Genomic DNA, 12,208 nt, shown 5'->3' with positions numbered 1-12,208 from the left:
CACCCCCTGACCCCGTTGACCCGTGCGCCGCCCGGCAGGCGGCGCGTACTACTTGATCAGTTCCTCGACCCCCGGGAAGTCCCAGAGTTTTTGCGGGCCATGGAAGCCTTTCCGCAGGTAGACCAGGGCCCGTTGTCGCACCTCGTCGTCGCCGAGGGTGATCACCGTGACGGTGGTGGCGCGGGAGAACAGGTTCCTGCGCTCGGAAATGAGGAACCCCCGCTCGAAGGCGTAGTCCGTGTCGGCCGGGTCGATCACCTTGATCTTCTGCTTCATCGCCGGGTCCTCCCGGACGGCGGGGTCGTTGACCACGACGGCCATGGGGTTGAAACCGGTGCTCACCTGGCCCAGCTTCAACCCGGTGGGCGTCCGCAGGGCGTAGTCGGTCTCGGGCTTGATGTCGGGCAGCAGGCCGTTCTGGTCCGCCATCCGGCAGACCCACACCGCCACCCGCGGGTACGGCCCCGTGTCCAGGACCTTGGGCTTCCCCGCCGGAACGAAGGGCATCCCCGCCGCGATCAGCAACCACAAAGCCAGGAATCGGCAGAAGGGTTTCCCCATGGCTTTCTTCATATCCATTTAACCTCTTTTCAGGGTTTTGCAGGCGATTCGGCCCGGATCAACTCGTCCAGGGTGACCCTGGCATAGCCGGCAGGCAGCTCGAACTCCGACGGCGGGATCTCCACTGCGCGAAGGTCCTCCACATCAAGCCCCACGTCGGCGTCAAATTTCGAGGCGTTGAAACCCGCCACCCCGGGGTTGCCCGCATTCAGGCGGAACCGCTGCCGGATCGGGAAGCCGTCCTTGAAGAGGTCCCGCAGCCGGTTCCAGACGGCCGTGTTCACCTCGTCGTACATCGTCCGGTAAACCTCGGTCCGCAGGACGTCCGGGACCCCTGCATAACCCGGCAGGTCCGGCCGGAGCCAGACGTCGAGCACGTCGGTGTGGTTCTCCTTCTGCCATCGCATCAGTTTGCTCATGCGGTACTGGGCGACGTATCGGACCGTGAGGCGCAGGTGACGGCAGGTCCCGCCCCCCAGTGGCTCGTCGGGGAGGCTCTCCGCCGTGATGGCCAGGTCGGACGCCTTGCACTCCAGCTTCATGCCGCCGACCTTCATCGCCTCCTTCACCTCGGCCGGAGACAGGGGATAGACGGCATACACCTTTCGGACGGGATCGACCAGGTAGGACTGCCGGTCGCCGCCGCGGTGCAGGAGGTAGTTCCCGTCCCGGGCGATTCGGGCGGAGATCCCCCGGGCGTCATCAACCCGCGGCCGGACGAGAAGGACCAATGCGCTGCCGCCCTGGGCCCGCACCAGGGTCCCGCTCTGCAGGGCCAGCTCCCGCTCCTCCGGTTTGAGACGGCTCGCCAGCAGGTCGAACAGGCCGGCATTCCCCGACGTGGCGCCGGTGGTCTGGCTGTTGAGCTTCACCGTGTTCCGGGTCCGGTACTCCACCCCTCCCGCCGCCCAGGCGGCAACCAGCACGGCAAGGGCCATCAATCCCAAGGCTCGTTTCATTTTGTCCCTCCTCTCGACTTTCACCAACCTCACCGGGAGCCAGGCTCCCTGGCCAGCAAGGTCACGCCTGTCCCTGCGGGACAGGATTTCCTCATGGCGCAACGGCGACCGGCGCTCCGGAGGCGTCGCCGAATTCCAGGCTGAACGTTCCGCCGACGCGGGGGATGACGAACCCCAGGAGGATCTCCTGGCTTCGCTCCTGGAAGAGCAGCGTCGGGGGCTTCGCGGCGTCCGGTTGGCGAAGGCCGAAGACGGTGCGGCCGTCCACAACGTTGTCCACCGAGGGATATCCGCCTCCGAACCAGCCTTCCCCGGGGATCGTGTGGAAGTTGAACTGATCGAAGGCGTTCCCTCCACTCCCTATCGCGAACAGGGGGCAGGGACTGCCGCTCGGCGCAGAGAGCCGGAGCTGCCCTTTCGAGATCACCGCCTCACCCGGTCCCGTGTACTCGACGGCCACCTTGAGGGCCAGCACCGGGTGGTCGCGATCGACGTCCGGCCGGTCCGGGTAGGACTCCAGCAGCTTCTGCCCCGTCACCCGCACCTTCCAAAGGGACGGTTTCGGTGGCGGCAGGGGCTTTTCCGCGGACGGATTCGCGGCCCGGGGTTGACCGGGGTCGGCCGCGCCGCATCCGCACAGCACCACCCCAAGGACGCCGACGAGGAGGATCAGCGTGACGGATTGGAAGTGTTTCATGTCAACTCCTTTTTGCTGATGATAGCTCAAATCGAACCGCGTGAAAGCCCGAATTGCAGGGCTTTTTACGGGTTCATCAAACATGATGCGTTCGCAAAAAGTCGGAAAACGAAGGGGAAAGTGTATGTAAAGCCTTTGTTTGAGCCTCACCCGGAGGGTGATGGTACTTTTTGCGATAGCATCAGCCCTGATAAAGCGGAAAAGGAACCACGAACCACACGAACGAAGAATTCAGAATTCAGGAGGCAGGAGGAAGAGACAGCCCTCTGGAGGCCTTGGTCGGGAGACCGTAAAACGGAGGCGGCGCCGGGTCGGTTCAAAGCGACAGGAAACACCGGTCGGGAGAGCGGCCGCGCGGGGCTTCAAAACTACCAGCGGAAAAACGGCCGGCGCAGCGGCGCGATCGAACTGGGTCTCCCGGACTCGCCCGGTTTCTCCGAGGCGGTATACCGTGACCTGGTCAACCGGGATCTCGTGAACTTGAACCATGTCAACAATCTCAACGACTTCAAACTGCTCCAGATCAGCTGGGTTTTCGACCTCAATTTCAGGCCGACCCTGGAGACCGCCCGGTCAAGACGATACCTGGAGATGATCCGCGAGGCCTTGCCGACGTCGGACGGGATCGATCAGATATTCGCGGTCGTCGAGGCTTTTCTCGATGAACGCTTGGGCAAGGTACCGGATGAATGCCCCACCACCCGACCCCGAAGGGGTCGAACGTGAATAGATGAACGCCCCACCCCCACCGCCCGACCCCGAAGGGGTCGAACGTGAATAGATGAACGCCCCACCCCCACCGCCCGACCCCGAAGGGGTCGAACGTGAGTCACCTCTCCGCACATTCGACCCCTTCGGGGTCGGGGTGATCGATTCTCCCCTCCTTCTATTCATATTCGACCCCTTCGGGGTCGGGGTGATCGATTCTCCCCTCCTTCTATTCACATTCGACCCCTTCGGGGTCGGGGTGATCGATTCTCCCTTCCTTCTATTCACGTTCGACCCCTTCGGGGTCGGGGGGTACTGTATTGCGGGACCCTCACGATTGATGACCCCGCAAAAAGCGATGTGATGCGCAACCCTTTTGTTCTGTGTTGAACATAAAGATTCTCTCCCCGGAGGCAGGAAACGAAAAGGGTTTCGGGAGCGGGTGGTTGCAGGAGCCGCGCGCGGGTCTCAGCGGGTGCGCTCGATGAACCAGAGGTTGAGGGCGTCGTCGTAGCGGACCTCGAAGCCGGCCGCCTCGAGCCCCTTCTCCGACACGTAGTCCATGGGGTGGCCCCCGGCGGTGGTCCCGAGGTGGACCGTGTCGGGGGGGAAGCTCAGGCCGAGGGCCATGTCGTCGTAGGTGAGGCTTCGCCGGTCGCGGTCCCAGACGCCGTTCAGGAAGACGGCCAGGGTCCGGATGTCGAAGCACCACTCCCCGTTGGGGATCAGGTCGGGGATGCCCTTGCGCGGGTTGTCGTCCCGGAAGGGCAGGCCGCCGTAGCCGGGCTTGTCCTCGGACAAGGGCGGGTACCAGACGGGGACCACGGAGCCGAAGCAGACGGCGTGGGTCTTCTCGAAACGGGCGGGCGGGACCGTCAGGGTGGAGTCGAAAGGGTCCTCCTTGTCGATGACGTAGCGGTCGAGGGGGGTGTTGTCGTCCAGGAAGGTCTCGATCCTCAGCTTGTCGCCGCTGACGGTCACGGCAAGGTAGTTGGCCCGCGTCTGGCCGTCCCAGGCGAAGGCGTGCCAGATTTTCCGGGAGGTGTCCTTCTTCGGGTTGGGCTGGGAGGTGCCGACGGTGTAGCAGACGACCCCGTCGGCCGGGAAGGACCCGAAAACCCCGTCCCGGATGGGCCAGGTCCGCGCCACGCAGTGGCTGTGGGCGTCGAAGACCACGTCCACGCCGTGTTTCTCGAGGACCGGCTGGAAGATCCGGCGGACCCGGTCGGCCCCCCGGTCGGAGAGGGTGGGGTAGAGGGCGACGTGCATCAGCACGATCTTCCAGGGTTTGGACGTGGCCGCCAGGTCCTCCCCGAGCCAGCGGGCGATGTCCGCCGCCATGGCGTCCCGGGCCGCCTCGTCGCCGGGGTGGTGGGACTCGAACTGGCTGGGGATGGACACGATGTGGGCGTCGCCGTAGTCGAAGGAGTAGGCCAGCCCCCGGTAGGCGGGGGGGCCGTTGGGGGGACTCTTCCAGAGCTTCGGGAGGAGGCGGGGGGCGCCGGTTTCCGGGCGGCCCGTGGCCTTGGCGTACTCTTGGCCGTAGCTGCACTCGTCCTTGGCGACGGTGTGCAGGAAGGGGACCCGGGCCGGGGCGTCCCCCGCGGCGGCGATCCACGGCGCCCAGTCCTCGTAGAACTGCCCCCGGGCCACCACATCCCCCAGGGTGAGGGCGAAACGGGCGTCGGGGAAGGAAGCGAAGGCGGCCCGGGCGGTCTTCCCCCAACCGGTGTAGTCCCGGTCCTTGTCGGATGTATCGCCGAAGACCAGGAAACGGAATTTCCCCGGCTCGGCGGGGGCCGTCCGGAAGCTGTACTCGGGGCTCCAGTCCGCGCCGTCCCCCACCCGGTAAACGTAGGTGCGGCCCGGGGTGAGGCCGTCCAGTTCCACGCTCCACAGCTGCATCGACTCCCAGGGCTCGGGGGGCGGGGCCTGGACCGTGCGGGCTTCCCGCCCGGAACGCTCCCGGAGTTGCACGTACCCTTCCCGGGTGAGCGCGTCGGTGGTCCACGACACCGTCTGGGTGCTCGCGGGGTCCCCCGTCCAGGCGAGCCGGACGTCGAAAGGCCCCGCGGCCGCGGCCCATGCCGTGGCGAGGAACAGAAAAGCGACAGGGAAGAATGACCGTGTTCTCATGTTTTCGTCCTGGTTTTCGTGTACCGACCGCTCTCCCCTCCTCGCGGGGCGTCCCGGCCACCCTTTCCGAACACTCGGCCTGGAATCCCGTTACGCCTGTTTCCGGCCGGGGTTCCCCCGTTGCCGCGCGTTCACAAGAAATCCGCCGGGGCCACGCTTCGACCCTCACCCCATAGATGGCCCCGGAAGCCCGAAGGTTCAGGCGTTCCCTGCCCGGTGGCGCCCGGCCTTGACGGAAACACCAGATTGACGACCCCGCAAAAGTCCTGTTTTGCCCGCGAATCACGCGAATGAACGCGAATCAGAAATCAATAATCAATAGATATTATTCGTGTTATAAATTCGCGTAGATTGGCGTTGTTCGCGGGCGATCTCCTTTTCGCGACTTTTTGCGGGAGCATCATGGTTGGCGGGGGACGTGCGCCTCGGGGTGCGGACCGCGGTGTGGAGCGAAATGCAGCCCCTCCAGCTGCCGAACGGGGACGGGTTGCTCTTCTCGCCCTCCCCCGGGCAGGGATCGGAAAGGCGCCTCTCCCGTAAAAGTCCCGTTCGACTGCAGCGGGGACGAGCGGCAGGCCCGGCCGGCGCCGAGTCGAATCTCCGGGGATAGGAAGACCCGACCCGCCGGGCGCTTCATCCGGCCGAAAAAGCTTGTGCGCTCCCGGCGTCGACGATATAATTGGAACCAGCTCAATAAACAGTAAAGGCCCGGCCGCAGGAGGCAATCGGCATGTCACGGATCGTTCGGCGCAGTTCCCCGACGAAGGACGGCATCGCCTCCGCCCCCCGTGCGGGGTGAAGCGGCGGCGCCGGATCGCATCCTGAAGCCGAGGGAGGAGCATCATGAATTTCAAGGGCATTGTTCTTTTTCTGGCTGCGGTTTCCGCCCTTGTCCCTTTCACGGCGGCTGCCGCCCCGCCGGAGTTCGCGGCCCTTCCGCCCGGGTCCTTCCCCGCAGCGGCGATGGAAGGCCCCCCACCGTCGGTGGCGCTTCCGGCCCTCGAGGGGGTCGTGTCCGCCCACGGCACCCCCGTGCTCCTGCGGGGGGCGCTCGGCTGCCCCGGCGAGGCGGACCCCGCCCTGGGCGCCCGGCGCTTCCTGGACGCGAACCGCTCCCTGCTGCGGCTTGGGGACCCCGACAACGACTTCGCCCTGAAGACCCTCGCCACGGATGACCTCGGGCTTCACCACGTGAAATTCCGGCACACCTGGCGCGGGATCCCCGTCTGGCCCGAGGAGGTGATCGTCCACCTCAACCCCCAGGGCTTCGTTTACTGTTTCAACGGGGACTTCCGGGAGATCGCCCTCGACACGGCCGTCCCCGGGGTGAGCGCCTCCGAGGCCGCCGCCACGGCGGAAGCGGCGCACCCCTGCCCGGTGGGCGTGCGCTCTTCCGCTTCCCTGGCGGTCTACGCCTTCCTCACGAACACACCCCGGCTGGCCTGGGAAGTGGAGCTGACCCCCGCCCGGCCGCACCCCTACCGGTTCCGGGTCTTCGTGGACGCTGCGACGGGAGCGATCCTCAACTCCGTCAACGAGGTCCCCTCGGGATACCCCACCACCTCCACCGGCGTCCTGATCCACAACAGCCAGTCCGTGACCCTGAACACCTGGCACGACGACGACGGCTACACCTACCTGGTGGATGCCTCCAAACCCATGTTCCCCGGCACCCTGGACCCATCGACCCTCCGGGGGACCCTCGCCGCCTTCGACGGCAGCGGGGGCATCGCGGGCGCGGGCGTCATTCGGGACCCCAACGGCGACAACCTCTTCAACGACAGCTACGGCATCGCCGCGGGGGGCACCGCGAGCTACCACATGGGGCTGACCTGGGACTACTTCCGGAACACCCACAACTGGAACAGCGCGGACAACGCGGGCGGCCCCGTCCTGATGATGGTGAACAACGTGGCCGACCCCGACAACGCCACGTGCGCGGACCCGAACCACTTCTACTTCGGCTCGGGCGGGACCAGCTTCTACAACCTCGCCGCCGCGGTGGACGTCGTGGCCCACGAGTTCACCCACGGGGTGACCCAGTCCAGCTGCAACCTGGTGTACCAGTACCAGCCCGGGGCCCTCAACGAGTCCATGTCCGACGTCTTCGGCTCCGCCCTGGACAACAACTGGCTCCTCGCCGAGACGGTGATCCGGCCCGAAACCGGCGCCACCGCCCTCCGGAACATGGCCGACCCCCACAACGGCCACTCCCCGGGCAGCCCCTTCTGGCAGCCGGCGCACATGAGCGAGTACGTCTCCACCACCTCGGATTACGGCGGCGTCCACCTCAACAACGGCATCCCCAACAAGGCCTATTACCTGGCGGCCACCGCAATCGGCCGGGCGAAGGCCGAGCGCATCTACTTCCGGGCCCTGGTGCACTACTTCACCCAGGGCACCGACTTCAAGGGCGGGCGCGCGGGCCTGGAGCAGGCGGCCGTGGACCTTCACGGAAACGGTTCGGCCGAGCACCTGGCGATCCAGTCGGCCTTCGACGCCGTGGGGATCACCGCCGGCACGGCCCCCTCGACCGATTCCCATCTCTACTTCCCCCTGGGCGTCAACTTCACCCACCACGGGAAGACCTTCAACGCGTCCGTCTGGATCGTCAACCCGGGGGACGCCGCGGCCACCTACACCCTCAACTGTTACACCGGCCAGGGCGCGGTGGCGGGCACGACCGGGTCCCGCTCCCTGGCCGCCCACGCCATGGAGGGCTGGACGATGCCCGCCAACTCCCTGCTGGGCGTCCTCAGCTCGGACCGGCGCCTCATCGGGGTCTGCGACCACGAGAACCCCGACCGGCACCTCTCCGTGGCCACCACGCCGGCCGAGATCTTCACCGGCGCCACCTTCGTCCCCCACATCCCCTACACCGACACCGGGTGGTTCTCCGTCTGCGGGGTCGGCAACGTCAACACCACCCAGAGCAGCGTGATCTTCGCGGACAACGCGGACAAGGGGGCCGCCTTCAACCTGGGGACCCCCAACTCGGCGGCGTTCTTCGACTTCGAGGCGATGTACGACCAGCTCTACGGGTACATGCCCAACCCCACGGCCCTCGGGGGGCTCTGGGGAGCGTTCTTCAACTACGACCTCGGCCAGAACAAGGCCCTGGACCCGAACCTCGTCGGGGCGGAAATCTTCGGGGTGAAGTCCGGTTACGACTGCGCCGGCCTGAACCTGGACCCCTTCGTCTCCCAGACGCTGCTCTTCAGCCACATCGCGAACCCGCCCCTGGGCTGGTGGACGGGGATCGCCTTCGTCAGCCTGGCCGTGGACCCCGACACCGGCGACAGTGTCACCACCCACCCCATCGTGGTGACCGCCTACTCCAGCGGCGGGCAGGTCCTCAAGCAGACCCTCACCGGCATCCCCTACCTGGGGAAACAGGCCTACATGGCCCACACCTGGACGGTGGGCGGACAGCGGGTGATCCCCGACGAGGCGGTCTGGGTCACCGTCGCCAGCACCTCCGCCGGCCACCCCATCACGGGGTATGAACTTTTCGGGCTCCTGTCGCCCCCCGCCGGGGTGGACTCCCTGGCGGGGCTGGAGGCGGCCAAGTCCGTCGGGCAGCGGCTGATCTTCCCCAAGATCGTCAACGGCAACGCCCAGGGCGACGGGTACGTGCGCTGGACGGGGATCGCCGTCATCAACCCCAACGCGTCCACGGCGAACCTGACCTATCGGCTCTACGCGTCGAACGGGGCCCTCGTCGCCACGCGCAACCGCGCCGTGGGGCCCTGCCTGCGGGACATCGGCTACGCCAGCGAACTCTTCGGCGTGGGGGATTTCCTGGGCTGGGTCGTCGTCGACTCGAGCCTTCCCATCACCGGCTTCGAGCTTTACGGGTACAACGACAACCGCTCCCTCGCCGGCGTGACCGTGTTCAACTGACCCCTCTCTCCCCCCTCGGTATCGCTATCGGTATCGCTATCGGTATCGCTATCGGTATCGCTATCGGTATCGCCATCGGTATCGCCATCGGCATCGCTATCGGCATCGCCATCGCTGCTATCGCCCCCGCCCCCGCCATCCCCCCCCGCCCCCATGCCGCGGCCCTGTCTCCTCCCGGCTCATGCGGCGTGCGCCGCGCAGGCTGCCGGAGCGGCGCGGGCGTTCATCTCTTCCCCGGTTTTAGCTTTGCCTCACGGTCCGCGTCGGGACGACGCGTACGAACGTCGCGACGTCTGCACGCGCCGTCCCGGCGCGGGTGCCAGGGTCCGGGAAAAGGGGAGGGCCTCGACGGGCATCCTTCCTCCGCGAGCCTTGCCGATGCCGGCGCCCGGGAGCTGACGACGGCGCCCGAACGGGGGCGCTCCAGCCAGGCCCCCGGTCACTGGGCCGGGACGGCGCTCAGGAACTTCCCCGCCGTGTCACCGAAGAGGGCGAAGGCCAGCACCGGGCCGGAGGCGCCGATCTCCAGCGACCCGCTGGCCTGGGGGGCCAGGCTTCCCACGCCTTCCATCTGCGACAGCAGCCGGACGTACTTCTCGCCCGCGGCCAGGGTCCGGGTCACGGCGTTGCCGTTGGCCGTCCCGTCGCTGAACCGCACCTGGAGGGTGACCGTCACGGAAGCGGCCGAAGGGTTCACCACCGCCACGCCCGTGAAGTAGTCGATCCCGCCCACCGTCCCGTTGGCCACCTGGGCGAAGCCGACCTCGCAGGCGCCGGTCGCCTGGAGGGGCAGGCAGGACTCGTAGCGGTGATCCACCGGGTTGCCGAAGGTGACGCACCCCACGAGCGGGCTGCCGGCGGAGCTGTCCACCCGCAGCCACCCGTCGGCGTCCGTCGTCCCGTCCAGGCCGATGGCGGCCCCGCTGAAGTTCCGCACCTGCCCGGCGGGCACGGTGATCTGGACGGGGTCGGCCAGGGCCGTCCCGTCGGCGCGGAACGGCGACAGCGTCACCGTCGCGTCCGCGGCGCCGGGGTTGAACAGGCTGACGTCCGTGTCGAAGAGGGCGCCGAAGCGGGTGACATGGGGGGCGTAGAGCCGGGTGGCGGCCCCGGAGACGGGCGCCAGGTTGAGCACGCTCAGGGACTCGCCGCCGTACCGGACCAGGGCCGTGCCGACGATGCCGCCGGTGGACGTCACGCGCAGGCTGCCGTCGAAGGGCGGGGCGACGTCGAGGTGGAGCCCGCCGCAGGCGGGGATGGGATAGGATCCGAAATCGCGGATCGACGCCCCGTCGGCGCCGGTGAGGGTGACGGTGACCGCGCTGTCGCCGGGGTTGGCCAGGGCCAGGAGGGTGGTGTAACCCCCGTTGGTCCGGACCCGCGCGACGACGCCGTCCAGGGTGGTGGCCCCCAGGGCCGGGGCGCCGTCCAGGCCGACCAGCTCGCCGTTCTGGTAGGCCTGGGCGAGGAAGAACCCCCGGACCCCCGACGCGGACCGTTCGGCACTCACCCAGCCGTGGGTCTCCCCGGTCAACCCCAGGAGGGCCTCGACCTGCCGGGCGTCCTGCCCCTGGACCTGCAGTTCCACGAGGCGGGGCGTGCCGGCGGTCGCTCCGGTGCCGGTGAAGGCGCTCAGGTCGGTCCAGGCGGGCTCGTCGTCGGGGTTGGAGAACCCGAGGCCGACGGTGGCCTGGCCGGGGATGTGGCCCAGCCACGGGAAGTACGCCACGGAGGCGAGGGCCGTGATCGTCCCTTTCGGCGTCAGGTCGTGCGCGCTCAGTCCCGGGTGGGTCGCCGCGTACCGGTACGCCCGCGGCACGGCGTTGGTCATGGGGTCGTTGTCGGACAGCACCTTCCGGGCGCCCCGCGCCGTCACCGGGCAGAGGTACTCCCAGACCACGGTCCCGCCGGACGTCACCTCGAACAGCAGCCCCTCCGTGGTGGCGCAGATCAGGGTGTTGCCGTTGGGCAGGCGCTGGCAGCTGGACCCCTCGTGGCTGAAGAAGCCCTGGTTGCTGAGGGAGGTGTAGGACCAGACGACCTGCTTCGAGATCTGCCGGGAGGCCTTGTGGGTGTCCTTGGCGTAGTTGACGGTGTTGTAGCCCGCCAGAGGCGGGTTGACGTACTGCCCGGTGCTGGTCCCGCTGCTGTCCAGGAAGGGGTTGATCTCGAGGACGGCGGACTGGGCCGTGCGGACCATGAGGTACTGGCCGTTGTCCACCACCAGGAAGTGTCCCTCCCCCGTCAGGCCGGTGCGGACCCACTGCACATTATGGGCCCCCCCGATCTGCTTCTGGCCGGAGGAGGCGTTGTCCCAGTTGAGGGAGACGGAGGGGGCGGTGCCCTGCGCGTAGCGCGCGGGGTCGCCGAAACGGTACAGGAAGTCGCCCGCCGGTCCGGCGGCGGCCGCCAGGCTCGCCGCCGGGTCGCCGGCGACGAAGGTCCCGCCGTGGTCGATGACGTAGAACTCGCCCCGGGTCGCGCAGACCACGATCTGGTCGAGGGACTCGTTGTAGTCCAGCGAGTTGCAGTCCAGCCAGTTGGCTCCCAGCGGCCGGCCCGGCAGGTTGAGGTCGATCCGGCCGGGGTAGTCGGCGATGGTTTTTCCGCTCCCGACGTAATTGGACTTGGCGGCGTCGACGTCCTGGATGCCGTGGTCGAAGAAGCACCACTCCCAGACGACGTTCCCGCTCAGGTCAACCTCGACGATGGCGTCCACCTGGGCGCCGTCGTAGGGCCCGTTGGCGGGGTCGCAGCCCGCCGCGATGGCCTGGTCGTGGGTGAGGGTCTTGTTGGCGAGGTACAGCGTGGTGTACGCCTGCAGCTTGGGGTTGTAGATCCGGGCGAAATCGTGGTGCGGCGCGTAACCGGCGCGGGTTTCCGTGTAGGACCAGACCGCGTTGCCGTCCCAGTCGAGTTCCCGGAGCCCCGTGAAGGCGCCGGAATCGTCGGTGGTGGCATCCAGCACGCGACCGCTCTCCAGCAGGCGGGGGTTGGCCCCGCCCGGCCAGGTGTGGACCACCCGGCCCCACAGGTCGATCAGGTACGTGGTCCCCTGGGCGGCGAACAGGGTGTAGCCGGGGCAGGCCTGGGCCTCGTCCAGGTAGCGGAGTTCCGTGTTTCCCCGGATGACCTCGTAAGCCATCGCGACGCTCCCGAGCCCCACCGTCATCAACAACCCGCATAGAACAAGCACCTTGTTACGCTTCATTTTCCTGCTCCTTGATCTGCGAATTCCGTTTTC

General features: G+C 67.7%; 7 protein-coding genes. 2 read left to right on the top strand and 5 right to left on the bottom strand.

Annotation, left to right across the window (positions count from 1 at the left end; all coding sequences use genetic code 11):
• Positions 1–48 precede the first annotated feature (48 nt).
• The 3 genes from KA419_02750 to KA419_02740 form a co-directional block, all read right to left on the bottom strand.
• Positions 49–579, bottom strand: coding sequence for a hypothetical protein (locus tag KA419_02750; GenBank protein MBP7864842.1), 531 nt, complete (start codon positions 577–579; stop codon positions 49–51).
• Positions 580–590: 11 nt separating this feature from the next.
• Positions 591–1,520, bottom strand: coding sequence for a hypothetical protein (locus KA419_02745; protein ID MBP7864841.1), 930 nt, complete (start codon positions 1,518–1,520; stop codon positions 591–593).
• Positions 1,521–1,611: 91 nt separating this feature from the next.
• Positions 1,612–2,217 carry a hypothetical protein gene (locus KA419_02740; protein MBP7864840.1) on the bottom strand — a complete coding sequence of 202 codons (606 nt, stop codon included), beginning with the start codon at positions 2,215–2,217 and terminating at the stop codon, positions 1,612–1,614.
• Between KA419_02740 and KA419_02735 the strand changes: the two genes are divergently transcribed.
• Positions 2,203–2,943 (top strand): hypothetical protein, encoded by a 741-nt coding sequence (locus KA419_02735; protein ID MBP7864839.1) that lies wholly within the window; start codon positions 2,203–2,205, stop codon positions 2,941–2,943. The two genes, KA419_02740 and KA419_02735, sit on opposite strands and share 15 nt — an antisense overlap.
• Positions 2,944–3,393: 450 nt before the next feature.
• Here the strand turns inward: KA419_02735 and KA419_02730 are convergent, their stop codons facing one another.
• Positions 3,394–5,061: a metallophosphoesterase family protein gene (locus KA419_02730; protein MBP7864838.1), complete on the bottom strand. Its 1,668-nt coding sequence runs from the start codon at positions 5,059–5,061 to the stop codon at positions 3,394–3,396.
• An 843-nt stretch (positions 5,062–5,904) separates the two neighbouring features.
• Between KA419_02730 and KA419_02725 the strand changes: the two genes are divergently transcribed.
• Complete coding sequence (locus tag KA419_02725) at positions 5,905–8,964, top strand: peptidase M4 family protein (GenBank protein MBP7864837.1); 3,060 nt, start codon at positions 5,905–5,907, stop codon at positions 8,962–8,964.
• A gap of 439 nt (positions 8,965–9,403) precedes the next feature.
• Here the strand turns inward: KA419_02725 and KA419_02720 are convergent, their stop codons facing one another.
• Positions 9,404–12,175, bottom strand: coding sequence for an aryl-sulfate sulfotransferase (locus tag KA419_02720; GenBank protein MBP7864836.1), 2,772 nt, complete (start codon positions 12,173–12,175; stop codon positions 9,404–9,406).
• Between the last annotated feature and the right edge of the window lie 33 nt (positions 12,176–12,208).

Source organism: Acidobacteriota bacterium (assembly GCA_018001935.1).
GTDB lineage: Bacteria > Acidobacteriota > JAAYUB01 > JAAYUB01 > JAAYUB01 > JAGNHB01.
Note: the sequence above shows the minus strand (reverse complement) of the source record. Positions and strands in the feature narration are given on the sequence as shown.